Annotated in this window: 25 protein-coding genes, 2 tRNA genes and 1 pseudogene; 11 read left to right on the plus strand and 17 right to left on the minus strand. The window is 70.4% G+C overall.

What is annotated here, in order from left to right; all coding sequences use genetic code 11:
• Window positions 1-132: 132 nt before the first annotated feature.
• Both G6045_RS25245 and G6045_RS25250 read right to left on the minus strand, forming a co-directional pair.
• Entirely contained in the window at window positions 133-348 is a 216-nt protein-coding gene (locus G6045_RS25245) for a hypothetical protein (RefSeq protein ID WP_165334385.1), read from the minus strand.
• A 133-nt stretch (window positions 349-481) separates the two neighbouring features.
• On the minus strand, window positions 482-751 hold the full coding sequence (locus G6045_RS25250; RefSeq protein ID WP_165334386.1) for a DUF1905 domain-containing protein: 270 nt from the start codon (window positions 749-751) through the stop codon (window positions 482-484).
• A 195-nt stretch (window positions 752-946) separates the two neighbouring features.
• Between G6045_RS25250 and G6045_RS25255 the strand changes: the two genes are divergently transcribed.
• Window positions 947-1,915 carry a tetratricopeptide repeat protein gene (locus G6045_RS25255; RefSeq protein WP_165334409.1) on the plus strand — a complete coding sequence of 323 codons (969 nt, stop codon included), beginning with the start codon at window positions 947-949 and terminating at the stop codon, window positions 1,913-1,915.
• Window positions 1,916-1,924: 9 nt separating this feature from the next.
• On the opposite strand, the gene G6045_RS25260 is transcribed toward G6045_RS25255, so the two are convergent.
• Entirely contained in the window at window positions 1,925-2,167 is a 243-nt protein-coding gene (locus tag G6045_RS25260) for a GntR family transcriptional regulator (protein WP_206344150.1), read from the minus strand.
• 160 nt (window positions 2,168-2,327) lie between these two features.
• Here G6045_RS25260 and G6045_RS25265 point away from each other — a divergent pair, with 160 nt between their 5' ends.
• Both G6045_RS25265 and G6045_RS25270 read left to right on the plus strand, forming a co-directional pair.
• Complete coding sequence (locus G6045_RS25265; protein ID WP_165334387.1) at window positions 2,328-2,642, plus strand: hypothetical protein; 315 nt, start codon at window positions 2,328-2,330, stop codon at window positions 2,640-2,642.
• Between the two features lies 1 nt (window position 2,643).
• Window positions 2,644-2,931, plus strand: coding sequence for a hypothetical protein (locus G6045_RS25270; RefSeq protein ID WP_165334388.1), 288 nt, complete (start codon window positions 2,644-2,646; stop codon window positions 2,929-2,931).
• Between the two features lie 36 nt (window positions 2,932-2,967).
• On the opposite strand, the gene G6045_RS25275 is transcribed toward G6045_RS25270, so the two are convergent.
• Window positions 2,968-4,101, minus strand: a complete 1,134-nt coding sequence (locus G6045_RS25275; RefSeq protein ID WP_206344151.1) for a MerR family transcriptional regulator — start codon at window positions 4,099-4,101, stop codon at window positions 2,968-2,970.
• 8 nt (window positions 4,102-4,109) lie between these two features.
• Here G6045_RS25275 and G6045_RS25280 point away from each other — a divergent pair, with 8 nt between their 5' ends.
• Window positions 4,110-4,274, plus strand: a complete 165-nt coding sequence (locus tag G6045_RS25280; protein ID WP_165334390.1) for a hypothetical protein — start codon at window positions 4,110-4,112, stop codon at window positions 4,272-4,274.
• 270 nt (window positions 4,275-4,544) lie between these two features.
• Entirely contained in the window at window positions 4,545-4,889 is a 345-nt protein-coding gene (locus tag G6045_RS25285; protein ID WP_165334391.1) for a hypothetical protein, read from the plus strand.
• 80 nt (window positions 4,890-4,969) lie between these two features.
• On the opposite strand, the gene G6045_RS25290 is transcribed toward G6045_RS25285, so the two are convergent.
• The 3 genes and pseudogenes from G6045_RS25290 to G6045_RS25300 form a co-directional block, all read right to left on the minus strand.
• Window positions 4,970-5,042: transfer RNA gene (locus G6045_RS25290), tRNA-Arg, on the minus strand.
• Window positions 5,043-5,186: 144 nt separating this feature from the next.
• Window positions 5,187-5,252 (minus strand): annotated as a pseudogene (locus G6045_RS25295) (mycothiol transferase); the annotation flags it as partial.
• 74 nt (window positions 5,253-5,326) lie between these two features.
• Window positions 5,327-5,417, minus strand: a tRNA-Ser gene (locus G6045_RS25300).
• A 177-nt stretch (window positions 5,418-5,594) separates the two neighbouring features.
• Here G6045_RS25300 and G6045_RS25305 point away from each other — a divergent pair.
• Window positions 5,595-6,068, plus strand: coding sequence for an SSI family serine proteinase inhibitor (locus G6045_RS25305; protein ID WP_165334392.1), 474 nt, complete (start codon window positions 5,595-5,597; stop codon window positions 6,066-6,068).
• 260 nt (window positions 6,069-6,328) lie between these two features.
• Window positions 6,329-10,600 (plus strand): PAS domain-containing protein, encoded by a 4,272-nt coding sequence (locus G6045_RS25310; protein WP_165334393.1) that lies wholly within the window; start codon window positions 6,329-6,331, stop codon window positions 10,598-10,600.
• 80 nt (window positions 10,601-10,680) lie between these two features.
• Here the strand turns inward: G6045_RS25310 and G6045_RS25315 are convergent, their stop codons facing one another.
• The 3 genes from G6045_RS25315 to G6045_RS25325 form a co-directional block, all read right to left on the minus strand.
• Window positions 10,681-12,333 (minus strand): long-chain fatty acid--CoA ligase, encoded by a 1,653-nt coding sequence (locus tag G6045_RS25315; RefSeq protein WP_165334394.1) that lies wholly within the window; start codon window positions 12,331-12,333, stop codon window positions 10,681-10,683.
• Between the two features lie 218 nt (window positions 12,334-12,551).
• Window positions 12,552-13,184 (minus strand): SigE family RNA polymerase sigma factor, encoded by a 633-nt coding sequence (locus G6045_RS25320; RefSeq protein ID WP_165334395.1) that lies wholly within the window; start codon window positions 13,182-13,184, stop codon window positions 12,552-12,554.
• A 318-nt stretch (window positions 13,185-13,502) separates the two neighbouring features.
• Window positions 13,503-14,324, minus strand: coding sequence for a glycoside hydrolase domain-containing protein (locus G6045_RS25325; protein WP_165334396.1), 822 nt, complete (start codon window positions 14,322-14,324; stop codon window positions 13,503-13,505).
• A gap of 196 nt (window positions 14,325-14,520) precedes the next feature.
• Between G6045_RS25325 and G6045_RS25330 the strand changes: the two genes are divergently transcribed.
• Together G6045_RS25330 and G6045_RS25335 are read left to right on the plus strand one after the other, a co-directional pair.
• Window positions 14,521-14,886 carry a hypothetical protein gene (locus G6045_RS25330; protein ID WP_165334397.1) on the plus strand — a complete coding sequence of 122 codons (366 nt, stop codon included), beginning with the start codon at window positions 14,521-14,523 and terminating at the stop codon, window positions 14,884-14,886.
• A 74-nt stretch (window positions 14,887-14,960) separates the two neighbouring features.
• Window positions 14,961-16,178: a hypothetical protein gene (locus G6045_RS25335; protein ID WP_165334398.1), complete on the plus strand. Its 1,218-nt coding sequence runs from the start codon at window positions 14,961-14,963 to the stop codon at window positions 16,176-16,178.
• An 83-nt stretch (window positions 16,179-16,261) separates the two neighbouring features.
• Here G6045_RS25335 and G6045_RS25340 read toward each other — a convergent pair whose 3' ends face one another.
• Window positions 16,262-16,624: a hypothetical protein gene (locus G6045_RS25340; protein ID WP_165334399.1), complete on the minus strand. Its 363-nt coding sequence runs from the start codon at window positions 16,622-16,624 to the stop codon at window positions 16,262-16,264.
• Between the two features lie 628 nt (window positions 16,625-17,252).
• Here G6045_RS25340 and G6045_RS25345 point away from each other — a divergent pair.
• Window positions 17,253-17,630 (plus strand): hypothetical protein, encoded by a 378-nt coding sequence (locus tag G6045_RS25345; RefSeq protein WP_165334400.1) that lies wholly within the window; start codon window positions 17,253-17,255, stop codon window positions 17,628-17,630.
• An 86-nt stretch (window positions 17,631-17,716) separates the two neighbouring features.
• Here the strand turns inward: G6045_RS25345 and G6045_RS25350 are convergent, their stop codons facing one another.
• The 6 genes from G6045_RS25350 to G6045_RS25375 all read right to left on the minus strand — a co-directional run bounded on the left by G6045_RS25350 (window position 17,717) and on the right by G6045_RS25375 (window position 23,081).
• A complete protein-coding gene (locus G6045_RS25350) occupies window positions 17,717-18,883 on the minus strand; it encodes a lipid-transfer protein (RefSeq protein ID WP_165334401.1) in 1,167 nt (388 codons plus the stop codon).
• Entirely contained in the window at window positions 18,880-19,362 is a 483-nt protein-coding gene (locus G6045_RS25355) for a MaoC family dehydratase (RefSeq protein ID WP_165334402.1), read from the minus strand. The genes G6045_RS25350 and G6045_RS25355 overlap by 4 nt, the downstream gene beginning before the upstream one ends.
• A gap of 28 nt (window positions 19,363-19,390) precedes the next feature.
• Entirely contained in the window at window positions 19,391-20,431 is a 1,041-nt protein-coding gene (locus G6045_RS25360) for an acyl-CoA dehydrogenase family protein (RefSeq protein WP_165334403.1), read from the minus strand.
• A complete protein-coding gene (locus G6045_RS25365; protein ID WP_165334404.1) occupies window positions 20,431-21,396 on the minus strand; it encodes a bifunctional MaoC family dehydratase N-terminal/OB-fold nucleic acid binding domain-containing protein in 966 nt (321 codons plus the stop codon). The genes G6045_RS25360 and G6045_RS25365 overlap by 1 nt, the downstream gene beginning before the upstream one ends.
• The gene (locus G6045_RS25370) at window positions 21,393-22,559 is read right to left on the minus strand and encodes an acyl-CoA dehydrogenase family protein (protein WP_165334405.1); all 1,167 of its coding nucleotides are present in this window, start codon (window positions 22,557-22,559) and stop codon (window positions 21,393-21,395) included. The genes G6045_RS25365 and G6045_RS25370 overlap by 4 nt, the downstream gene beginning before the upstream one ends.
• Window positions 22,560-22,769: 210 nt before the next feature.
• The gene (locus tag G6045_RS25375; RefSeq protein ID WP_165334406.1) at window positions 22,770-23,081 is read right to left on the minus strand and encodes a hypothetical protein; all 312 of its coding nucleotides are present in this window, start codon (window positions 23,079-23,081) and stop codon (window positions 22,770-22,772) included.
• 375 nt (window positions 23,082-23,456) lie between these two features.
• On the opposite strand from G6045_RS25375, the gene G6045_RS25380 reads away from it, so the two are divergent.
• A partial coding sequence (locus tag G6045_RS25380; RefSeq protein WP_165334407.1) for a bifunctional DNA primase/polymerase occupies window positions 23,457-24,035 on the plus strand: 579 nt, incomplete at its 3' end.

A 24,035-nucleotide genomic window follows, 5' to 3' on the forward strand; every position in this document is an offset into this window, starting at 1 on the left:
CACCCCGGCTGCCCACCCAGCCGAGTCCCTCCACCGACGTCCCCCTCGGCGTCACTCGCCGGGTGGTAGGTCGTGAAGCGGTAGCGCATGGGATCCCCTGGTGTCGGCCGGCACGGCGTACAGCCGTGCACCCTAGCGACGGTGGGGATCGCGGCGGTTCGGGGGGACCTCGAAGATGACGTTGGTGTAGCGGTAGGTCATGCGGTCGTCGTGGGCCTGGTCGCGTGCGTACTGCTCCATGAGGAGGCCGTCGGCGTTCTCCGTACGGGAGTTGCGGCGCAGGACGACCGCGATCAGAACGGTCACGATCGCGGCCATCCCTCCGAGCAGCAGACCGATCTCCAGCATGTGAGCCCCACCCCTCGGACCCGCTCAGCCCCCGTGAGCAGGTCCGTGGGGTATCCCCCGGCCGCGGCTGCGCAAAACGCGGCGCGCGTGGGGGGGGTAGGTCTCCAGGCCTTCTGGTCTCCTGGTCTCCGGTTCAGGTCTCCAGGCGTTCCTCGAGGCGGACGGTCACGGAGTCTCCCTCCTCCTTGCCGATCGCCTTGCGCACATCCGCCTTCACCGGCAGCTTGTGCGTGCCGTCGCCCAGGGCCATGAACGAGCTCCGGAACGGATGACCGTCGATCGTGCCCCGCACTTTCACCAGCCCACGGGTGCCGAAGAACTCGGCCGCATCGGGCCATACGACATAGGTCCAGCCGCCCTTGTTCGGGCTCTTGCGCAGGGTTGCGGTGAACTTCTTGTCCATGGGGATCCCGCCTGTTCCGTAGCAGTGGATGAGAAAGCGGCCCGCCTCACAGCCTGCCTCCGCTTTCGTGCCGATCACCACTTGAGACCGGGGCGGCCGGGGAAACTCATCGGCCACGGATATCCTCCGGCGATGTCGAATCAGCCCCTGAACCAGTCGCCGGACCAGTCGCCGGACCAGTCATCGCAGCGGTCCATGACGACCGCCGTCAGCCTCGCCGCCGTGCTGGCGCACTGCGGCGGAAGCCCGGCCGGCGCCGTGGAGTGGCTCGTACGGGCCATAGCCTCGGCTCCGTCGGCCCCGGAGCCTTATGCCGCGCTCGCCGAACTGAGGCGGGACCGGCGCGCGGAGCTGGAGTCGGCGCTCCAAGGCGACAGCACCTTGAGCGCCGTACTCGGGCAGGGCTATTTCTTCTTCCTCGACGGTGCGATGGACGACGCCGCGATGACCCTGGGCTCGGTCACGGGAGCCCGGCCCGACGTGGCCTGGGGCGCCGCGCCCTGGTTCGGTGACGCACGCTTCCTCTCCGGTGTGAGCGCCGAAGCGCTGGCCGAGGCCTGTCTGCGCGTCCTGGACCCCGGCCACGACCTGGACTCGGAGGAGATGCGGCAGCGGTTCGCGCCGTGGTTCCACGCTCTCGACGTGGTGTCCGAGCGCAGCCCCGTACCGGATTCCCTGGCCGCCATGTCCCGCCTGCCCCGGGCCTGCGGGCACCATGAGCTGGCCTTCGCCCTGTGCGACCGGGCAGACGCCGTCGGCCCGAGCATGTGGACCGAGGTGGCACGGGCGAACACCTGGCGCGCGAGGGGTGACCTGGGCCGGACGGCGGCGGCGTTCGAACGGGCCCTGACGCTGGACCCCGCCAACTGGTCCCTCCACCTGGACCTCGCCGACGTCCGCGCGGAACAAGGCGACTTCGCCGCCGCGGTGGCCCTGGTCGACGGGGGCCTGCGCCACGAACCGCACGAGGTCACGCTGCGCGCGGCGGGCGCCGCGTACCGCACGCGCCTGTCCGGCTCACCGGAGGACCTGCGGACCCTGATCTCCCTGGCCCCCGAGCTCCCGAACCCCGGCTACCGGGACGTCCTGATCGCGTACGCGTGCGAGGGGGCGGGGTTGCCGGGTGGGCTCGTCAGGGAGGCCCGGAGCCTCTGCGGGAGCTGAGCCCTCGGGTCAGTCGCTCTTGGTCGGGCGCTCGGAGACGAAGGAGCCGAGGCCCGGTTCGGTGTACGTCAGGCCTTCGCGGCGCAGCCCGGCCAGCACCTTCTGGGCCGTTGCGTGCGCGATGCCGAACTCGTTGGTCAGCTGGATGACGGACGGCACACGAGTCCTGGTCGCGTAGGTCCCGTCCTCGATACGGCGACGGATGATCTCGGCGACCTGGCGCCAGCGCGGGATGTCCGGAGCGAACTGCATCACACCATGATGAGCAACCCGTGTACATCAGTGCGAGCCACAGTACCCCTAGCACACCGTGACACACCTCGGTAATCTGCCCAGCAAGGACCCCCGCGACGGCTGCAACCGTCCGGGGGCGTGGCCACCAGCTGACGACATGAATTGGAGAGCTGACGACATGACCGACCTTATCCGTCGTATCGCCGCATGGCTGTGGCAACCCGGTGTCGGCGCCCAGGCAGGTCGGGGCGCCAACACACCGACACCAGGCTCCCGTTGGGCCGCACCCCGCATGGTGGCCCCCGCGCTCCCCGCCCACCGCAGCCCGTACGGCCTGGACGACGCCGATCCGCTCCCCGGGGAAGCCACCGCCCTCGTACGCCCCTATCTCACCGCCGACGAACAACGCCGGCGTCGACGTGAACTCGTCCTCGCGACCCTCGGCATCGACGCCCCCGGGCCGTACTGGATCCACGGCATGGAGGTGGCGTGACGTGACGCCGTACGAGAAAGGCGAGGCGGCCCGGCTGCTTCCGTGGAACGGGCCCGAGGGCAAGCCCTGTTACCTGATCGGCGACGACACCGGGCCGGTCTCCCGCGTGGCCGACGCGACCGAGGCCGTCCAACTGGCCATGGGCGCCGAGCTGTTGACGTACACCCGGGGCATGCTCACGAACAGCACCCACGAACCCGAACTCCGCTATCTCACCGAGCGCCTGGCCGAGTCCCTCGGCGACGCCCTGCGGATCGCCGAGAGCCGGGGCGCGCGGCTGCGGGGGTAGACCCGCGACCGACGGGCCCCGGCGATCAATCCCAGCTCAGGCCACGAGCAGACGGAGACCGAGCTCCGCCGCGTCGAGGGCGACGAGGTCGCGGTTGTGCTCGGCCCAGTGACCCGAGCCGAGGTCGGCGCGGAGCCGGGCCACCGCCCGCTGTTCGGCCTCGGGACCGACCCTGGTCCACACCGACACCGCACGCCGTACGTGCTCCTCCAGATACGCCTCGGGCCTGCGCCAGTGCGCCTCGAAGAAACCGTCCGCGCAGTCCCACGGAATCAGCACCGGTTCCGCACGGCCCCCGATCGCTTCCGTCAGGTCGGCCATCGAGGGCCAGCCGGTGAGCAGTCCGCCGAACTCCGGCAGGTAGTCGCGCGTGAGCCAGAACCGGTCGAGCCAGCCGGGCGTACTGGCGTCGTACGTGAACACCACCACCCGGCGGGCCACCCGCCGCATCTCGCGCAGCCCCGCCACCGGGTCCGGCCAGTGGTGGATGGTGCTGACCGCCATCGCAGCGTCGAAGGACTGGTCCTCGAACGGAAGGCTCTCCGCACCCGCGGCCACGCACGGCGCCGCACCCGCGGGACGCTGGGCGCGCATGACGGCCGACGGTTCCACCGCCGTGACCTCACGGTCCGTGGGCTCGTAGGAACCGGTGCCGGCCCCGACGTTGAGCACGGTCCGCGCATCCCCCAGCGCCTCCCAGATCCGCTCGGCGATCCGTGGCTCGGTGCGCCGCGTCGCCGGATAGGCGGTCCCGATCTCCTCGTACAACTCCGCCCCGAACACCCTCAGTTGCTCCTCCGGCGTCGTCCTGAACCCCATCGCCCGCGCCTCCAGCTCCTTGTCGATGCCCGCCACCATGGCGGCCGTACGATCGCGCTGCTCGACGAGCAGGCCGCGCAGGCGGCGCAGGCGCGCGACCGTGTCGGTGGCCGGGTCGTCGACGAGATCCGCGATCTCGCTCAGGCCGAAGCCGAGCCTGCGGTACGCGAGCACCTCCCTCAGCCGCTCCACATCGCCCGCCGCGTACGCCCGGTACCCGGCGGCGGTCCGCGCGGACGGCCGTACGAGCCCGATCCCGTCGTAGTGATGCAGCGTCCGCACACTCACCCCGGCCAACTCGGCCACACGCCCCACACTCAAGTGCTCTTCCACGCCCCGACCATGCGCCATGACGCCACGTGAGGGTCAAGCCCCGCCGATGCGGCCCGCCTCCGCCGCACTCACCCGATGCCGGGCACCCGCGCCCCTGCGCCGAGGTCCCGACGGACGCCCACAAGCTGCGCCTCGACTACAGCACCGGACTCTTCCTGGGCGAACGCGTCGTCATCGACCTCACGGGGTGAAGGCAAAATACTTAGCCATGCGAAATGTCGGACGATCCGCGGTAAGGTGAGGCAAATCCGTTGATGACGGCCGCTGTTAGCGCAACGGGCTGCTCATCCGGTGGTCATAGCTGAGTCTGAGGGACTCACCGCCCAGCGGTATTTCCGCGCGGTTGTATCCGCGCCCTTCCGCATCGCGCTCGCCCAATGACCTTGCTGTCGGAATGACCTTGCCGTCCAGACCCGCGGCTCCGCCTGCCGGCTTCACGATGCGTGTCCTACGGAGTAGCCATGGACGCGCCATCGCTCAACGGTTCCATGCCTGTCAAAGTCGACCCGGACACAGCCACCGTGTGGCTCTACGGCCACGCCACCGGCGCCCGTAAAGCCGCGGTCACCCAGCACCTTGCGACGCTGCTCGGCCACGGGCGGGACGACATCGTGGTCGACCTGTCCGGGGCCGCTGGCCTCTCCAACTCCCTGGTGGATGTCTTCGTCGCCATCGCCTGCCTGATGGAGCCCCCACGCCGGCTGATCCTGCGAGCCCCCGCCTCGCTCGCCCTCCCCCGACGCCTTACGACCCGCTCACGAAGGCCCCACTCCCTGGCCAGCACGCTGATCGTCCAGGAACAGTAGGCCGCCACCGTTGCTGCACTTCACCGCAGTACGGGCAACGCAAAAGGCCCCCGGATCATCTCCGGGGGCCTTTCATCATGTGCACTCGGCAGGATTCGAACCTGCAACCTTCTGATCCGTAGTCAGATGCTCTATCCGTTAAGCTACGAGTGCTTGTTCTGTTGTCCCGCTTCGGTGCTTTCGCCCCGCTCGCGGCGACAGGAAGAACATTACATGACTGCCGCCGCCATGTGAAATCCGTTTACCGCACCCCTTGCGACCTGCGAAAACGGCCGGATCCGCACGTATGGCCCACACCCCCGTGACGCCGTCGATCCGCTCCCTGAGCAGGTCCGCGTGACCGTTGTGGCGGGCGTACTCCTCGGTGCCGGCATCCCGCACTGACAAACGACTCAGGGAGTCCGCGTCGTAGGACGTGGACTCCCTGAGTCATTGTGCGGAGGCGGAGGGATTTGAACCCTCGATGGGATGTAAGTCCCAAACCGCATTAGCAGTGCGGCGCCATAGACCGGACTAGGCGACGCCTCCACGCACCTGCGCGAGCGCGTGGTGCGATGCAGATGATGACACAGCCGAGCGGGCTGTCACCAATCGCCCCCCACGGTACTAGGCACGTGGGTGGCAGGGCAAAGCATTGCCGCGGGTGCGCAACGTACGCGGCGCGAAGGCGTTGAACAGGGTGTCCGCCCCAGCCCTGGAGTCCCCATGTTCTTGCGTCGTCTCGCCGTTTCCGCCGTCGCCTCGCTCGCCGCGGTGGCCGTCGTGCCCACCGTCGCGGCCGCCGACGAGCCGCCGGCGCACGCGCTGCCCGAGCCGCAGCCCGATGTGCTGACCATCACGTCCGGGGACGGATCGGCGCTGCCGTACGAGACGTATGAACTCAGCTGCCTGCCCGACGGGAGCGGAGGCGGGAGCCACCCGCGGGCCGACGAGGCCTGTGCGCGGCTCGATGCGATGGCAGGCGAAGGGCGGGACCCGTTCGCGGCTGTGCCGGCGGACGCGATGTGCACGATGCAGTACGGCGGGCCCGAGACCGCCCGTGTCACCGGGACCTGGCGTGGTCAGCAGGTCACGGCGGAGTTCGACCGGCGCAACGGGTGTGAGATCGGGCGGTGGAACCAGCTCGTGCCCGTACTGCCCGAGGCCTCGCCCGACTCGGGCGGCCCGCGCGTCTGGTGAGTGTCCGCGGAACGGTCGCGCGGCCCCGGTGAGCGCGGTCGCGTGGCGCCCGCGTCCGCAGAGCGGTCATGCGTGTCCGGTGAAGGTGCTCGTCGCGTGCAGTCACACCTCCTCCGTGGCGCCTTCCTGGGATCTCCCTCTCATCCGGCGTCCCCAGCGCAACCGCTGCCCGTAGACTCCCTTGAGTGACATGCCACGGGCCGGGGGGAAAGCCGGGTCCGGGGGCACGCAAGGTGCGGTAACAGGGAGGACCCGTCGTCGTGAGCAGCAGGCCATCCCGAGGCGCTGCTCGCCTCGCAGCCATACTCGACGCCCTGCCCGACGCGCTGCTGCTCGTCAACGCCAACGGCACGGTGGTCAACGCCAACACGATCGCGCTCGATACGTTCGAGGCGCCGGGTACGGCTCTTGTGGGGCGGGGGCTGCTCGATCTCCTGCCCGCATTCGACTCGCGGCTGATCCCGGGGTCGATGCGGCGGCCCGACGCGGCCGACGAGCGCGGGCGGACCAAGCCGAAGCGGATGACCGCGCGGCGGACCGACGGCAGTGAGCTGCCCGTCGAGGTGACCAGCGCGAATCTGGACGGACGTCAGGCGTACGAGAGCCAGGGCGCCTGGGCCGACGAGCTGTTGATGCTCGTCGTACGTGACCTGTCCGGCACCGTCGACACCGAGGCCGAGCTCGCGCGCTCGCAGCGGCAGACCGAGATGATCCTGCGCGCCGCCGCCGAGGGTGTGGTCGGTACGGACACGGAGGGGCGGGTCGTCCTCGTCAATCCGGCCGCCGCGCAGATCCTCGGGTACCGGGCGAGCGACCTGGGCGGCAAGGAGCTGCACTCCCTCGTGCAGCACTCGCGCCCGGACGGTGAGCCCTTCCCGTACGAGGAGAGCCCGCTCGCCGACACCCTGCGCTCCGGCCGCAAGCACCGGGTGCGCGGGCAGGTCCTGTGGGCGAAGAACGGCAAGCCGGTCGCGGTCGATCTGACCACCGCTCCCGTACGCGACGGGGATCAGCTGGTCGGCGCGGTGCTCGCGTTCACCGACCGGCGGCCCTATGACGCGCTTCAGGAGGAGCTCGACCAGGAGCGGGCCGCGGCGCAGGAGAAGTACGAGGCGCTGGCGGCGCAGGAGCAGGAGCGGTACGCGGAGCTGGAGTCCGCCTCGCGTGAGCGCTACGCGGATCTGCAGGAGCGGGAAGCCGCGCGCTACGAGCAGCTCGTCGAGCGGGAGCGCGAGCGCTACGAGCAGCTCGCCTCGCGCCATGCCCAGCTGCTCGCCGTGCTCGGTGAGTCGCTGCGCGGGCCGCTCGAGCATCTGCGCGGGGAGCTCGGCACTCTCGCCGCCGACCCGGCAGGCCAGCTCTGGCCCGAGGCCAACCAGATCCTGCACCACCTGGCCGCCGGCTATACGCGGATGACGACCCTCGTCGACAACGTCCTGAACTACCAGCTCCTCGACGACGGTTCGCACTCCCTGCACAAGGTGCCCGCGCTGCTCGACCGCGTCGTGACCGCCGGTGTCGAAGGTGCGGTGGACCTGATCGGGCCCGGGCGGGCCCAGTTCGCGGTGCACGCGCCGCCGATCGAGGCCGAGGTGGACGCCGGACGGCTTGCCACGGCGCTCGCGCATCTGATCGCGGATGTCGCCGGGATCGACTCGACGGGCAATGCGCGGGCGGCCGATCCCGCGGCGGGTTATGTCGACTCCACGATCGTGGTGGCGGCGGCGCAGCGCGGTGAGGTCGTACGGATCGAGGTCCGCGGGCCGTTCGCGGGCGGCGATCCGGTGCACGCACCGCTGGCGGCCGGGATCGTACGGGCGCACGGTGGTGTGCTGCAGACGCATGAGGTGCCCGGGATGGGCGGTAGCGCGTTCGTCCTCGAAGTGCCGATCGGGTCGGGTGCCGGGGCGATCGAGGCGGCTCCCGCGGGAAGCGAACTCGCCCTGCCCGAACAGGCTTCGGCGCCCCCTGCCGACAACGCCGCGGACGTGAGTGCGCCCGGGTCCGGTGGGCGGCGGCGTGCGCGGCGGTCGTCCGTGGACTCCTTCCTCGACAACGGGCAGGGCCACGCACCCGCGGACCCTTCGGGCGGCGCGAGCGCCACGGAGCCGGCAGCAGCACCGTCCGCGCCGACCGGCCGGCGGCGCCGGCGGGCTGTCGCGGCGGCCGAAGCGGCCGAAGCGGCCGAGGCCGAGCGGGTGCCCGCGCAGAATTCCGCCGATTCGGACGGGGACGGGTTCTCGGTGTCCGACGGGTTCTCGGTGTCCGACGGGGCCGGGATCTCCGTGTCCGGCGGCGGTGGCGGTACGGGGCGCCGGCGTCGTACGGGCAACCAGTCCCACCAGGACGTGAGCGCGGCCGAGGTCGCGCAGGGCGCTGTGGTGACCGCGGCCGAGCATGCCGCCGGGGCGCCCGCGGGTGCGCCGGGTCTGGGCGCGACCGTGCCGCCGCAGGGCATGCCCGCGGGCGAGGCCGTGGCGCCGACGGGGCGAAGGGCCCGGCGCGAGACGGCCGTTGCCGCGCTGCCGCCGGCCGGAACGGGTGACGGGGAGGCCCCCGTCGCCGAGGCGCAGCCGACCGGGCGGCGCCGCAGGGCGCTGGCCGCGGCCGCCGAGCGGGCCGCGGCGGAGGAGGCGGGCACGGGGCGTACGGCCTTCGCGCTGCCGCCCGCCGAGGCGGACCGGGCGCCGGGGGCGACGGGCGAGGCGACCGTTCTCGACGAGGCTGCCGGTGCTCTTCCGGAGGCGACGGCCCTTCCGGAGGCCGCCCCGCTTCCCGAGGCCGCTGCCCATCCGGAGACCGGTGCCCACCCGGCGGCCGGACTTCCGACGACCGCGCCTGCGGCCGCCTATCCGCACGACGCCATCGATGCCCACCCGCACGACAACCTGGGCGCGCAGCCGCACGGTGCGGTGCACGCGGGCGAGTCGGCCACACCCGAGGTTCCGTCGGGGCACACGCCTCCGCAGCCGCATCCCGTCGACGCTCCCAGCGGACGGCGCCGGGCGCGCCCGGCGGTGGCGGAGAGCCTCCCCGTACAGGAAGCAGCCCCCGCGGCTCCCGAGCCCGCTCCCGTACCGGAACCTGCCGTTGAGCAGGCGCCGGCACCCGTACCCGGAAAGACCCCGGAAGACGAAGCACAGTCCTCCACCGGCCTGCCCCCCGAGCAGCACCGCCCCGGCGCGGGTCCGCAGCCGATGACGCCTGCGCGGGCGCGCGTCGCGCAGCCGCTGCCGGCCGAGGCCGCCGCGGACGACAACTCCACGCAGGGACGCGGGTTCAGCGTGCGGACGCTCGGGCAGGGTGTGCCGTTCGCGCAGCACTTCGCCGAGCAGCAGCGGCGGCCCGGCCTGCCGCCGCTGCCGTCCGCGCGCTCGGGGCAGAGCCTCGGCGGGCAGTCGCCGGCCGGGTCCGGGCGGCGGCGCAAGCTGGGTACGCCGCCGGATCCGAAGCCCGCGCAGGAGTCCCCGGCGGATACGCAGGAGTCCGCTGCGGACCCCCGTACGCGGGAGTCCGCAACGGACCCGCGTACGGAGAAGTCCGTGCCGGACCCGCGGCGTGCGGACGCCTCCGTACAGCAGGAGGCTCCCGCGCCGCAGCAGGAGGTCCCCACGCCGCGGCAGGAAGCCCCCGCTCCCGCCGTATCGCAGCCTCTGCCGCCCGCGCAGCCGGACCGCAGCGAGGGCCGGGGACGGTCGTACGCCATAGACGCACCCGCCGACGGCGCCGAGGGACCGCAGGCGCTCGACGGTCCGGGCGGTGCGGTCGAGGTGGCGAACCAGCCGCAACCTCTGCCGATCGACGACGAGTTGCCGCCCGAGCCGCTGGACAATCCGCGCCGGCTCCTGGTGTGGCCCGCGCCCGATGTCTCCACACAGCAGGCGCTGAGCGACCGCGGCTACCGGCCCGTGATCGTGCACTCCCGTGAGGAGGTGGACGCGCAGATCGCGGCGTTCCCGGCCGCGCTGTTCGTCGACCCGCTGACCGGGCCGATCACGCGGACCGCGCTGCAGGCGCTGCGTCAGGCGGCGGTGGCGGCCGAGGTGCCGGTCCTGGTGACGGCCGGGCTGGGGCAGGCCTCGCGGGAGGCGGCGTACGGCGCCGATCCCGCCGTGCTGCTCAAGGCACTTGCCCCGCGCGACAGCGAGCAGCATCCGCCGCGGGTGCTCCTGATCGAGGAGCACGAGGAGATCGCGCTCGCCCTGACGGCCTCGCTCGAACGGCGCGGGATGCAGGTGGCGCGGGCCGCTTCGGATGCCGATGCGGTGACGCTCGCGACGCAGATGCGCCCGAATCTGGTGGTGATGGACCTCATGCAGGTACGTCGCCGGCGCGCCGGGATCGTCGACTGGCTGCGGGCGAACGGGCAGCTCAACCGCACCCCGCTCGTGGTCTACACGGCGGCCGTCGACCAGTCGGATCTGCCGAAGCTGGCGTCGGGGGAGACGGTGCTCTTCCTGGCGGAGCGGTCGACGAGTGTCGAGGTGCAGACGCGGATCGTGGATCTGCTGGCGAAGATCGGCACCAACTAGTCTGAGCCGTATACGACGTTGGGCCCGGGTTCCGCGTGATGTTTCACGTGAAACCCGGGCCCGCATCGTACGGCCAGGTACTACATCAACTCGACGATCTCCAGGTCACCCTCCGCGTACTGCCTGCGGATCACCTTCTTGTCGAACTTGCCGACGCTCGTCTTCGGCACCGCCTCCACGATCGACCACCGCTCCGGCAGCTGCCACTTGGCGATCTTCGTGGCCAGGAACTCCTTGAGCTGCGCGAAGTCCGTCGTCGCGCCTTCCTTCAACACCACGGTGGCGAGCGGCCGTTCGCCCCACTTCTTGTCGGGGACGGCGACGACCGCGGCCTCGGCGACCTCGGGGTGCGCCATCAGGGCGTTCTCCAGGTCGACGGACGAGATCCACTCGCCGCCGGACTTGATGACGTCCTTCGCGCGGTCCGTCAGGGTCAGGAATCCGTCGGCGCTGATGACACCGACGTCACCGGTCTTGAGCCAGCCGTCCTCGCTGAACTTGTCCTCCGGCTTGAAGTTCTCGCCCGCGGCTCCGCCGTAGTACGAGCCCGCGATCCAGGGCCCGCGCACCTCGAGCTCACCGGCCGACTTGCCGTCCCAGGGCAGGTGTTCGCCGGCCGGACCGACCAGGCGCGCCTCGACGCCCGCGGGGAAACGGCCCTGCGTGAGGCGGTACGCCATCTCCTCCTCCGTGCCGACCACATGGGCCGGCGGGCGGGCGATGGTGCCGAGCGGCGAGGTCTCCGTCATGCCCCAGGCGTGGCAGACGGTGGCGCCGAGCTTGTCGAAGGCCTCCATCAGGGCGGGCGGACAGGCCGAGCCGCCGATGGTCACCTGCTTCATACAGCTGATGTCACGGGGGTTCTGCTGGAGTTCGCCGAGCAGGCCCTGCCAGATGGTGGGGACGGCGGCGGCGTGCGTGGGCTGCTCGCGCTCGATCATCTCGGCGAGCGGCGCGGGCTGGAGGAAGCGGTCCGGCATCAGCATGTTCACGCCGGTCATGAAGACACCGTGCGGCAGTCCCCAGGCGTTGACGTGGAACTGGGGGACCACGATGAGGCTGGTGTCCCGGTCGGTGAGGCCCATCGACTGCGCCATGTTGACCTGCATCGAGTGCAGGTAGATGGAGCGGTGCGAGTAGACGACGCCCTTGGGGTCGCCCGTGGTGCCGGAGGTGTAGCACATGGCCGCGGCCTGGCGTTCGTCGATCTCCGGCCAGTCGTACGAGGTCGGCTTCCCGGCGAGCAGTTCCTCGTACTCGTGCACCTGGACGCTCGCGCCGTCGAGCAGCGAACGGTCGCCCGGGCCGCTGACGACGACGTGCTCGATGGGCGCGAGATGCGGCAGCAGCGGGGCGAGCAGGGGGAGCAGGGAGCCGTTGACGAGGACGACGCGGTCGGCCGCGTGGTTCACGATCCACGCCAACTGCTCGGGGGGAAGCCGCAGGTTGAGCGTGTGCAGCACGGCGCCCATGGAGGGTATGGCGAAGTACGCCTCGACGTGTTCGGCGTTGTTCCACATCAGTGTGGCCACGCGCTCGTCGTCACGGACCCCGAGGTCGTCGTGGAGGGCGTGGGCCAGCTGGGCGGTGCGAGCACCGATCTCGGCGAAGGAACGGCGGTGCGGCTCGGCTTCGCCGGTCCAGGTCGTGACCTGGGACGTGCCGTGGATGGTCGACCCGTGCATGAGGAGACGGGTCACGGTCAGCGGTACGTCCTGCATCGTGCTCAGCACGGCGTCCTCCCGGTGGGCGCTACGGAGCAGTAGGGTTGCGCCGATTCTCACCGCATACCCACTGGTATGTCACTAGTAGCGGGGATGATCGATCAGCCGGGAAGGTTTCGCGTACCTGCGGCGGCGCCGATGAAGGCGCTTGCGGCGGCACTTGCGACAGTGCTTGAGACAGCGCTTGAGACAGCGCTTGCGACTGCGCTGCTACGGCACCTGCGAGATCACCGTATGGGCGTCAGCTCAGGGTCCTCGCGCAGCTTGCCGAGCGCCCGCGAGACCGCGCTCTTGACCGTGCCGATCGAGACGCCGAGCACCTCGGCGGTCTGGGCCTCGCTGAGATCCTCGTAGTAGCGCAGGACGACCATGGAGCGCTGCCGGTCGGGCAGCTTCATGATCGCGCGCCACATCGCGTCCTTGAGCGCCTGCTGTTCGGCGGGGTCGGCCACCGGCACCGGGTCGGGCTCGGGGAGCTCGTCGCAGGCGAACTCGTCGACCTTGCGCTTGCGCCACTGCGACGTACGGGTGTTGAGCAGAGCGCGGCGGACATAGCCGTCGAGGGCGCGATGGTCCTCGATACGCTCCCAGGCGACATACGTCTTGGTCAGCGCGGTCTGCAGCAGATCCTCGGCGTCCGACGGGTTCGACGTCAGCGAACGCGCCGTGCGCAGCAGCACCGGCTGGCGGGCCTGCACATACGAGGCGAAGCTCGGGTACGCGCGTGCGGCCTGCGTCGCGCCGGTGGCCTTCGCGGTGGACGACCGCGCGGAACCCCTCGCCGGCTGCGCCGTCCTGGTGGCCTTCACGGCTCCCAGTCCGGCGGGTTTCGATGCGCTGGTGCACACGGGTGTGGTCATGGCTCCACGCTAGAAGCGCCCCCTGCCCCCGCGGATCGGCCGCAGGGCCTGAAGCCTTGTCCGCCTCAGGTTGTAGGACGGGGGCTACCTCCACCTCCTGAGGGTGGAGGGAGCGATGACAGCCCCCTCGGGGTCATACCTGAGACAGAGGCGGCGATACGGCGGCGGGGACAGCGGCCCGCGTCGGTGGAGGACGGCGGTCCGGGTGAGCGGGGGCAGTGGGCGGCGTCAGCGCAGGACGGCGGTCCGGGTGAGCGGGGACAGTGGACGGCGTCAGCGCAGGACGGCGGTCCGGGTGAGCGGGGACAGTGGACGGCGTCAGCGCAGGACCGCGACCGGTGCGTTCACCAGATTGCGGTCGACCTCCATCGCGTGGCCGCCGTGCTTCTCCTTCTTCGGGCCCCGGTACTGATGGATGCTCGCCCCGCGCCACGCCTGCGGGCTCACGCCGGGGATGGGGTGCGCGCGGGGCTTGCCGTTCCAGCGCGCGTACCAGAGGGCCTGGGGCAGATCGCCGAATCCGGCCTTGCGGGCGCGTTCCATGTGCCAGATACCGGAGCTGAGGCTGGAGTAGAAGCCGGGCACATAGCCCTGCCCGCGTACCGCGCGGTTCCAGCCGCGCACGAAGGTCAGCGTGGGCTTGCGGCACTGCCACTTCGCCATCGAGTAGTTCTCGATGTCGAGGTAGAGCGCGCTGCCCCGCTTCATCCCGTACGCGTTGGCGCGGCGGACCGCGTCCAGGCCCTCCTTGCGGCCCTGGCCCCAGGCGTCGCGCCCGATCCTGACCTTCTTCTTGTGCGGCACCAGGACGCACGGCGACTGCGAGCCGACGTACACCGGGAGCACACTCCAGCCCATCCGGTCGACCTGGCGCAGCCAGTTCGCCGTCAGGTGGGGCTGCTTCTGGCAGAAGCGGCCGCGGCCGCCGAAGTACACGGCCACACCGCGGAAGTTCGACTTCCGCCAGGCGGACATGGTGCGCAGGGGCGGGGTCAGACAGGTGTCGAAGGCCCAGCCGCGGAAGACCTTGCCGCGCGCCGCGCCGCGGTGCTCAGCCGTCGGCACCGCCGCGGAGGGTGCGGTGAGCGTGGCCAGGGCCACCAGGACCAGTAGTCCAATGATCAGCTTGGGAGTGCGCATGCGACGAGTGAACGGTCGTGGTCCGCCCGGCCCCCGGGGACACGCCCGGACAGCCCCCAGGTTCAGCCGTCCTGTGCAGCCGCGCTTCACATGAACATGGCAAGGATCACATGCACGCCATCCCCCAGACGCCGTGTGAACGCGCTTACTACGCTCGGCCGGGCTGGGTTCCGCCCGTCACAGAGAGAAGGACTCCATGGCCATATCGCTCTCCCGTTTCGCCGTCGCCGGTCTTGCCGTCGCCTCCGTGCTCGTCGCCACCGCCGGGCCGGCGCAGGCCGTATCCGACAAGACCATCAAGATCCCGGGCGGCCGCGGCTGGATGACCTTCTACGACGACGGCGACATGTTCCAGGTCTGCGACACCCTGGCGGACGGTCACGGTGTGTCCGGCCGGCTGATCGACAACGACTACAACGAGAAGCTCTACCTCACCGACGGCGGTGACTCCGGGTGCAGCAAGAAGGAGGGTTACAACGTCGGCCAGCTCGGCTCGTACCAGATGCAGCTGTCGTGGAACGGCGACGGCTACGACGTGAAGTCCGAGTGGTTCAACGAGTAGTCGTTCGCAGGTACGTGCGCCGAGCGGCGACAGCAGGACGAGCAGACCCGCATCCCCTCCCATGAAGGCACCTCATGAAATCCGAAGAGCTCCGCGAGACGCGCGACGGCTCCGCACGGCAGGTGCGGGTGACCGGCTACTCGGCTCATGAGGGGATGCGGGCGCAGCGCCGCCGCACCCTGCGCAAACTGGTGCTCGTCTGCACCACCGCGGCCCTCGTCGTCACGGGCACGGTGGTGGCACTGGTGGCCAACGGCGGCGGGGACAAAGGGAGTTCCACGCCCGCACGCCCCGTGGCGGGCGTGGTGGCGCACCCCGATCAGTCACCGCCGCGCGACCTGATCTCGGCGGGCCGGTCCGTGCTCTCCGCGTACTACACGGCGAAGCCGGTGAAGCTACCGAACGGCGACGGGACCGTCAGCTATCAGTGGTCCCTGCTCGACCCGGCGAACCAGCGGTATGAGCCGACCGACTGGGCCTGGCTCGATGTCGCCCCCGGCCTGCGCAGGGCCGCGGTCCTGGAGCGGGGACTGCCCGCCGACCGGATCGGGCTGCTCGACCTGAGCACCGGCAAGGTGGAACGCTGGATCGAGACCGATCACGGCGTCGGGAGTCTGCAGTTCTCCCCGGACGGCACGCGCCTGCTCGCCACGGCCTACGACCTGGACCCGGACGGACTGTTCAAGGACGCGCCCCAGCAGGTGAACGACAAGGTGCTGCCGGGGCCGAAGGCGAGCCGCAGCGGCTTCTACGTGGTCGATGTCGCCGACGGGGAGGCGGAGTTCACGGCGCGGCCGGTGCAGAAGGACGCGCGGGGCATGGTCGCCGCCGGCCGGCAGGACTTCGGCTGGAGCCATGACGGCGCGCTCGTGTGGGAGCCCTCGCGCGAGACGCCGGGCAAGGCGTTCCTCGACGAGCGGGGCAAGGAGATGCCCGTACCGGAGGAAGAGGCCGAACCGAACCGTGCGGACGCGGGGATCTCTCCGGACGGGAAACTGCTCGCCGGCAGGAAGACCCCTGACAACGACACGATCGTCTCCGAGGTGCTCGACACGGAGACCGGCGACCGCGCCGGTGTCGTTCCCGGGCAGCAGCTGCTGACCTGGGCGGACGACCGGCATCTGATCGCCTGGCGCTGCGACCCCGCGCAATGCGAGCCGGGGTCGGGGGAGTTCAGGAACCAGTTGGTCCTCGTCGGCCTGGACGAGGACTCCACGACGCCGCTCTCCGGGTTCCGGAAGCCGGCCCTCGACGACACAGGCCGGTGGACACCGCTGTTCACCCGACGCTGACGCTCAGAGCGCGACGGGTGGACAGCGGTGCCTTCCCGGCCCGTTGGTCCTGCGTGGTCCCTACTCGTTGAACCAGGTGGTTCCTACTCGTTGAACCAGATCGACTTCACCGGGGCGCCGCCGCCGTTCCAGGTGAGCCACATCTGGTAGTCGCGCAAGTTGCCGATGTTGTAGCCCTTCGGCGCGCTGCACCCGGAGTCGCCGCCGTCCTCGACCGTGAGCACGAAGTCATTGGTGCCGGACTCGAGCAGACGCCCCTTGACGCCGAAGCCGTCGGCGTTGGTGTCGCAGACCTTGAACATGTCACCGTCGTCGGTGAAGGTGAACTTCCCGTGACTGCTCTCGATGGTCCGGTCGGTGTCGGCCATTGCCGGCGAAGCCGTGAAAACAAGCAGTGTGGCCACGCCCGCGCCGGCCACGGCTATGCGGGAAAGCGTCTTACGCATGGTCCCCTCATTCTGTTGTACTCGCCGCGCGAAAACACGGCAGTGAGCTGACTGATCACGGCCGAGCCTAGGTCAACGCGCTTTCCCAGCAAGCGATTTCACGAGGAAAGTCCCGCACCCCCTCCCTCACGGAGAGCGACGCCCTCAGGACGTCCACCCGGGGCCTGCGTGCAACACGCACGAAATGTGAAGTATGGGGTGGATCACAAATGCACATGCGAATACACGGGGTGCGCACAATCTCCACCCATGTGGCACACATCACACGACAGGCGTCCGACCCCTCACCTTCCACACCTCACAGGGCATCAACTGCACCTACAGCAACGCGCGTTGACGAGTTCGACGACTCATAACGAACGCGCGTGACGCAGGTCACATCGGCCTCTCCGCTATACAGACCGTGTCCGCTTGCTCGCTTGTGCACACATTCGCCACCGCCTCGCGCACCACAACGAACAAGTGTCCTGCTTTCTCTCCTCGCCCTTCGTCACGCTCCGTATATGTGGATCTTCGGCCATATCCCCGTGAAATCGCTTGCCGATAAAGGCAGTTGGCTTAAGCTCAGCGGCGATCAGTCAGCTCACTGCCGTGCATTTACGCGGCGAGGAGAGGAAAAGAGGGGACCATGCATAAGACGCTTTCCCGCATAGCCGTGGCCGGCGCGGGCGTGGCCACACTGCTTGTTTTCACGGCTTCGCCGGCAATGGCCGATACCGACAAGACCATCAGTAACAGCCACGGCTGGATGAAGTACTACGACGACGGCGACACCTTCCAGGTCTGCGACAACAACGCCGACGGCCACGGCGTGACCGGTGAACTGGTCCAGGTGTACCCGGGCGGCGCCACCGAAATCCGGCTCACCCTCACCGACGGCGGCGACTCCGGGTGCAGCGCGAGGAAGGGCTACAACGTCGGGAACGGCTTCAACGAGCAGTACGAGATGTGGCTCTCCTGGAACGGCGGCGGTGCCACCGTGAAGTCCGCGCCCTTCAACGAGTAGCTTCCACCCGGCGCGCAGGCAGTGCCGAACCCCCTGAACTCTCCTGTGAAAGGGCGGAGTTCAGGGGGTTCGGCGCTCCGCTCCCGTCACCCATCCGCGCCGAGGACCAGCCCTGACGTCGGGACCCCCGTTCCCGCCGTCACCAGCACGTTCGACGCCCCGGGTAGCTGGTTCACCGAGGTGCCGCGCAGCTGGCGCACGCCCTCCGCGATCCCGTTCATCCCGTGCAGATACGCCTCGCCGAGCTGCCCGCCATGGGTGTTGACCGGCAGCCGTTCCTCGGCCATGAAGTCGGCCGCCTCACCCGGCTTGCAGAAGCCGAACTCCTCCAGCTGCATCAGCACGAACGGGGTGAAGTGGTCGTAGAGGATCCCGACGTCGATCTCCTCGGGACGCAGCCCGGACGTCCGCCACAACTGGCGTGCCACCACGCTCATTTCGGGCAGCCCGGTCAGGTCGTCCCGGTAGAAGCTGGTCATGGCCTCCTGCTTGCGGCCCGCTCCCTGCGCGGCCGCCGTGATCACGGCCGGCCTGTGCCGCAGATCGCGGGCGCGCTCGGCGCTGGTGACCACGATCGCCTGACCGCCGTCGGTCTCCTGGCAGCAGTCGAGCAGCCGCAGCGGTTCGACGATCCAGCGGGATGCGGCATGGTCGGCCAGGGTGATCGGCTTCTCGTAGAAGTACGCGGCCGGGTTGTTCGCCGCGTACTTGCGGTCGGTGACGGCCACCTGCCCGAAGGCCTCCGGCGTCAGCCCGTACGTATGGAGGTAGCGCTGGGCCGCCATCGCCACCCAGGAAGCGGGCGTGAGCAGTCCGAACGGCAGCGACCAGCCGAGTGCCGCGCCCTCCGCCGAGGGTTCGCGCTGCTGGACCCCGGAGCCGAAGCGCCGGCCCGAGCGTTCGTTGAACGCCCGGTAGCAGACCACGACTTCGGCCACTCCGCTCGCCACCGCGAGCGCGGCCTGCTGGACGGTCGCGCAGGCCGCTCCGCCGCCGTAGTGGATCCGTGAGAAGAAGGAGAGGTCGCCGATCCCGGCCGCCTGGGCGACGGTGATCTCCGGGTTGGTGTCCATGGTGAACGTGACCATGCCGTCTACGTCGGCCGGGGTGAGCCCGGCGTCGTCGAGGGCGGCCCGCACGGCCTCGACGGCGAGCTTGAGCTCGCTGCGCCCGGAGTCCTTGGAGAACTCGGTCGCGCCGATCCCCGCGATCGCGGCCTTGCCGCCGAGGCTGTCCCGGTTGCGGACGCTCATGACGCCTCCCCGCCGATGTCCCCGCCCATGACCCGGCCGGCCTCCCCGCCGATGTCCCGGCCGATGTCCCCGCCGACGGACACGGTGACCGTGCCGGTCACGTGCCTGCCGATGCCGTTGGCCCCGACCACCGCGACCTGCGCCGTGCCGTCCTCGGCGGAGACGGAGATGACCTTGCCGGTCAACACCATGGTGTCCCCGGGGTAGTTGGGCGCGCCGAGCCGTATCGCGACCTTGCGCAGCACGGCACCCGGCCCGAAGTGGTCGGTGATGTAGCGGCCGACCAGGCCGTTGGTGGTGAGGATGTTCATGAAGATGTCGGGAGAGCCCTTGCCCTTCGCGAGCTCCGCGTCGTGGTGCACGTCCTGGTAGTCGCGCGAGGCGATGGCGCCCGCGACGATCAGGGTGCGGGTGATCGGCACTTCGAGCGCCGGCAGCTCATCACCCGGCGCCCACGTGCGTACGTCTGCCGCACTCATCACGCACCCTCCCCCTTCCGCATGGCACTCATCGCGCACCCTCCCCCGCGGGCGCCGCGCCCGCTATCAACTCACCGAGTTCGGCGAGGACTTCCGCCCCGCATCCCAGATAGGCCGCGGTCTGCCGCCCCCACAGGAAGTGCCGGTGCACGGGGTGGTCCAGGTCCGCGCCCATGCCGCCGTGCAGATGCTGTCCGGCGTGCACCACCCGCGTGCCGGCCTCGGCCGCCCACCAGGCCGCGGTCAGCGCGGCCTCCCGGTAGCCGAGCAGCTCATCCCTGCGCCAGGCGGCCTCATAGGCGGTCACCTTGATCGCCTCGGTGTCCATGTACGCGTCGGCCGCCCGCAGCAGCACGGCCTGCTTGGCGGCGAGCGGTTTGCCGAACTGCTCGCGTACGGAGGTGTATTCGACCGCACGCGCCAGCGACCCCGCGCACACCCCGGCCTGCACCCCCGCGAAGGCGGTCCGCGCGTCGGCGAGCACCCGCTCGTAAGCGCCCTCCCCGCCGATCCGCTCGCCGGGCGTCCGGTCGAGCAGCAGCCGGCCGGCCGACCAGGGCGCCGTCAGCTCGACGTCCTCCACCGCGGCGTCCGCCACCCGCACCATCCACAGGGTGTGGTCGGCGGCGGCGACCAGCACATGCGTGGCATCGCGCAGCCACGGCACCCAGGCCACCTCACCGGACAGCCTCGATGCCTCGGCCCGTACACCGGAACCGACCGGGAACGCGCCCGCCGCCACCGCCGAACCGTCCTCGAACCCCGGCAGCAGCCGCGCCCGCTGCTCGTCCGTGCCGTGTGTGTCGACCGCCAGCAGCCCGTACACACAGGTCGCCGCGAACGGCACCTGCGCCGTGGTCCGCCCCTGCTCCTCCAAGAGCAGTACCAGCCCGAGCAGCCCGATGTCCCGTACGGCACCGATCAGCCCGGACGAGCCGAGCGCCTTCCACAACTCGGCGTCCGTGCCCGGCCCGTGCGCCGCGAGCCGCTCGGGCGTCGAGAGGTCGCCGAAGATCTGCGCCGCCAGTTCCCGCGCGGCCGACTGCTCCTCCGTAGGCGTGAAGTCCATCAGGCCGCGCTCCCCTCGGCCGCGGAGGATCCGGCAGAATCCGCGGAAGAAGCTCCGACGGGCCGGAACACCGGCACCTCCAACTCCTCATCGGTGCGCAGGAATTCCAGCCGTACGGCCATCCCTATCCGCACCTCGTCGTGGGGGACCCCCACCACATTGCTGATCATCCGCACGCCCTCCGCAAGCTCGATCAGGCCCACCGCGTACGGGGGATCGAAGGCCGGGAAGGGCGGGTGATGCATCACGACGTAACTGAAGACCGTGCCCTCCCCACTCGCCTCGACGGTGTCCCACTCGGCGCCGCCGCAGGAGTTGCATCCGGGCAGCCAGGGAAAGCGCAGCACCGAGCACTCCGTACAGCGCTGGATGAGCACCTTGTGCTCCTCGACGCCCTTCCAGAACCCGGCGTTGTCCCGGTTGATCACGGGACGGGGCCGCCGGGCGGGCTTGCCGTCCTTGGCCGCAGGCTTCTTCGAAGGCCGGGCGGCCGGCGCGTACTTGAGGATCCGGAAGCGGTGGGTTCCCGCCGGCTCCCCGTTCGCCCGCACGTCCATCCGCGTCGTCACGAAGTGACCGGTCCCCAGTTTGGTCGTCTTCTGCTCCGACACCGACTCGATCACCGCGTCGAAGGTGATCTCGTCCCCGACCCTGAGCGGCCGCAGATACTCCTGCTCGCAGTCCGTCGCCACGACCGAGCTGAACCCGGCCTTGTCGAGCAGCCCGAACAGCTCGTCCTGCGCCGCCGACCTGCTCTGATGCCCGCCGAGCCCGCCCATCGTCCAGGCCTGCAGCATCGTGGGCGGGGCGATGGCCTCCGGACCCGTGTACGCCGGGTTCGTATCGCCCATCGCCTCGCACCAGTGCCTGATCATCGGCTCGTTGACCAGGTCGCGCCCGACCCCACCCTCGGCGGCGGGCAGACCCTCGTACGCCTTCAACTCCTCGTACAGGCCGTCGCTCACCGCTTCACCCTCCTCATGCCGAGCCGCATCGTGGCGACGATCTCCCGCTGCACCTCGCTCACCCCTCCCCCGAAGGTGTTGATCTGGGCCGCCCTGTTCATCCGCTCCAGCTCGCCGTCCCCGAACGCTCCCGGCGACCCGGCGCGGACCGTCCCCGCCTCCCCCGTAATTTCCTGGCACATTCGATACACCTCGACGGCCGATTCGGTTCCCACGAATTTCACGCCGGAGGCGTCGCCGGGTGCCAGCGTCCCGGCTCCCACATCCCCCACCAGACGCCAGTTGAGCAGGCGCGTTGCCGCGAGCCGGGCATGCACCTCGGCAAGGCGGGACCGCACCCACGGCAGGTCAATCCGGCGCTCGCCCGTCACCGGATCGGGTGTACGGGCGGACCGCAGCGCCTCCGCGTAGAAGTCCTCGGCCTGCATGCCGATCGCGGCGAGGGCGACGCGTTCGTGGTTGAGCTGGTTGGTGATCAGCCCCCAGCCGCCGTTCTCCTCGCCGACGAGGTTGCCGGCCGGGACGCGGATGCCGTCGTAGTACGTGGCCGAGGTCGAGATGCCGCCCACGGTGTGGATCGGGGTCAGCGAGAAGCCGGGCGCGTCCGTGGGGACGAGGATGATCGATATGCCCTTGTGCTTGGGGGCATCGGGGTCGGTGCGGCAGGCGAGCCAGATCCAGTCGGCGTTCTGCGCGTTGGACGTGAAGATCTTCTGCCCGTCGATGACCCAACTGTCGCCGTCGCGCAGGGCCTTGGTGCGCAAGGACGCGAGGTCGGTGCCGGCCGACGGCTCGCTGTAGCCGATCGCGAAGACGATCTCGCCGCTCAGGATGCGCGGCAGGAAGTAGTCCTTCTGCTCCTCGGTCCCGTACTTCATGAGCGTCGGTCCGACGGTGTTCAGCGTCACCATCGACACGGGCGCGCCCGCGCGGTACGCCTCGTCGAAGAACACGAACTGCTCGTCGGGGCCGCGCCCTTGGCCCCCGTACTCCTCGGGCCAGCCGAGCCCGAGCCTGCCGTCCGCGCCGATCCGCTGCAGCAGCCGGCGCTGTTCGGCGGGGTCGCCGGCGAGCGCGGTGCGGTCGGGCGGCATCACGTCCCGGAAATACGCACGCAGCTCGGCGCGCAGCTCCTGCTGGCGCTCGGTTGGGGCGAGGTGCACGGCGGCGGCCTCCCTGACCTCGTACGAATGAAGGTTTCTGACTGTCCGTCAGATGCCTATCGGTGTCAAGGTGCAGAGAGCCTTCCGGTAGCCGGACAAGGGGGCATTCCGGTAGCCGGAAACACGCCTGCGCGGCGGCACCCTCCGGAAGGTGCCGCCGCGCGAGCCGTTCCCCCATCCCCCTCGGGCCGGCCGAACCGGTCCCAGGGCCTACCAGAGCTCGGTGAAGTTCACCTCGATGTTCTCGTTGGACTGGTGGATCGCCGTGAAGCCCGATCCGTTCACCTGGGCCTGGTTGTTCTGGTTGGAGGCGCCGGCACCGGTCGCGACCTGCTGGTTGGTGCCGGAGTTGCCGTTGTTGTTCTTGCCCACACCGCTGCCGACGATGCTGGCCACGCTCGTGTTCGATCCGTCGTCCGCGAACCCGCCGTTGTCGGCCTGGGCGACCCCCGTGAACAGGGCGGCTGCGAGGGGCAGGGCGGCAGCGGCGGCGATGATGCGGGCGGTACGGATGCTAGCCATGTGTATTCCTCCATCGACCGGGCGGACCCGGCGGATCAGAACCGGCTGGGCCGGTAAGTGCGGCTTGTGCCAGGACAGTTGGCCGACTGCCTTGGCGATGTGCACGACGTCGCGAGATCAGAATTGCCCAACGAACCCCGGCGAACCACCCCTGAACGGATCTTTCCCTCGCGAGTGTGAGGACATGTCGATAAACCTGCACGAACCGAAAGTTGCCGCAGGTCAGTGGCGTGCTGACGGCTCGGCGATCACGCCTGCCGGGCGCCGCAAGGGAGGAAGCGTTCCGGCTCCTCACACCTCGGCGCCGCCGGACTCACCCGTACGAGGCAGGGATCCCCCCTTCCCTTCTTCGAACACTCGTACGAAAATGAACGCATGGCCACCTTCGACCGGCATGCCACGACCCTGGCCCTCGCCCACGCCCTGTCCGCCGCCGAACGCGGTCTCGCCGTGATCCCGCTCTCCCGCAGCAAGCTCCCCGCGCTGCGCTCCCCGCACCACGAGGACCCCGTGGACGCGCCCCAGTGCCACGGCGAATGCGGCCGCCCCGGGCACGGGGTCTACGACGCGAGCACCGACCCCTTCCGTATCCGCGAACTCTTCGCCGCCGCCCCCTGGTCCACGGGGTACGGCATCGCGTGCGGGCTTCCGCCGCACCACCTGATCGGCATCGACCTCGATACGAAGGCGGACACGGACTCCTCGGCCCTCCTGCGCGAGCTGGCCTTACGCCATCTCTTCACGATCCCGCCGACCGTCGTCGTGATGACGCCCAGCGGCGGCCGCCACCTCTGGCTCTCGGGCCCGCCCGACGTCGTCGTCCCCAACTCGGCCAGCCGCCTGGCCCCCGGTATCGACGTACGCGGCGCCGGCGGCTATCTCGTCGGCCCCGGCTCCCGCAGCGAACACGGCGTCTACAGCACGGCCCCCGGCACCGCCCACCTGGCGCCCGCC

The organism is Streptomyces mesophilus (assembly GCF_011044995.1).
Lineage (GTDB): Bacteria > Actinomycetota > Actinomycetes > Streptomycetales > Streptomycetaceae > Streptomyces > Streptomyces mesophilus.

Coding starts and splice junctions, on each gene's coding strand:
- G6045_RS25305 (WP_165334392.1), top strand. CDS start 5,595: ATGTTCTTGCGTCGTCTCGCCGTTTCCGCCGTCGCCTCGCTCGCCGCG.
- G6045_RS25260 (WP_206344150.1), bottom strand. CDS start 2,167: ATGCAGTTCGCTCCGGACATCCCGCGCTGGCGCCAGGTCGCCGAGATC.
- G6045_RS25255 (WP_165334409.1), top strand. CDS start 947: ATGACGACCGCCGTCAGCCTCGCCGCCGTGCTGGCGCACTGCGGCGGA.
- G6045_RS25325 (WP_165334396.1), bottom strand. CDS start 14,324: ATGCGCACTCCCAAGCTGATCATTGGACTACTGGTCCTGGTGGCCCTG.
- G6045_RS25320 (WP_165334395.1), bottom strand. CDS start 13,184: ATGACCACACCCGTGTGCACCAGCGCATCGAAACCCGCCGGACTGGGA.
- G6045_RS25250 (WP_165334386.1), bottom strand. CDS start 751: ATGGACAAGAAGTTCACCGCAACCCTGCGCAAGAGCCCGAACAAGGGC.
- G6045_RS25375 (WP_165334406.1), bottom strand. CDS start 23,081: ATGGCTAGCATCCGTACCGCCCGCATCATCGCCGCCGCTGCCGCCCTG.
- G6045_RS25355 (WP_165334402.1), bottom strand. CDS start 19,362: ATGAGTGCGGCAGACGTACGCACGTGGGCGCCGGGTGATGAGCTGCCG.
- G6045_RS25275 (WP_206344151.1), bottom strand. CDS start 4,101: ATGGCGCATGGTCGGGGCGTGGAAGAGCACTTGAGTGTGGGGCGTGTG.
- G6045_RS25360 (WP_165334403.1), bottom strand. CDS start 20,431: ATGGACTTCACGCCTACGGAGGAGCAGTCGGCCGCGCGGGAACTGGCG.
- G6045_RS25330 (WP_165334397.1), top strand. CDS start 14,521: ATGGCCATATCGCTCTCCCGTTTCGCCGTCGCCGGTCTTGCCGTCGCC.
- G6045_RS25265 (WP_165334387.1), top strand. CDS start 2,328: ATGACCGACCTTATCCGTCGTATCGCCGCATGGCTGTGGCAACCCGGT.
- G6045_RS25245 (WP_165334385.1), bottom strand. CDS start 348: ATGCTGGAGATCGGTCTGCTGCTCGGAGGGATGGCCGCGATCGTGACC.
- G6045_RS25345 (WP_165334400.1), top strand. CDS start 17,253: ATGCATAAGACGCTTTCCCGCATAGCCGTGGCCGGCGCGGGCGTGGCC.
- G6045_RS25350 (WP_165334401.1), bottom strand. CDS start 18,883: ATGAGCGTCCGCAACCGGGACAGCCTCGGCGGCAAGGCCGCGATCGCG.
- G6045_RS25285 (WP_165334391.1), top strand. CDS start 4,545: ATGGACGCGCCATCGCTCAACGGTTCCATGCCTGTCAAAGTCGACCCG.
- G6045_RS25335 (WP_165334398.1), top strand. CDS start 14,961: ATGAAATCCGAAGAGCTCCGCGAGACGCGCGACGGCTCCGCACGGCAG.
- G6045_RS25340 (WP_165334399.1), bottom strand. CDS start 16,624: ATGCGTAAGACGCTTTCCCGCATAGCCGTGGCCGGCGCGGGCGTGGCC.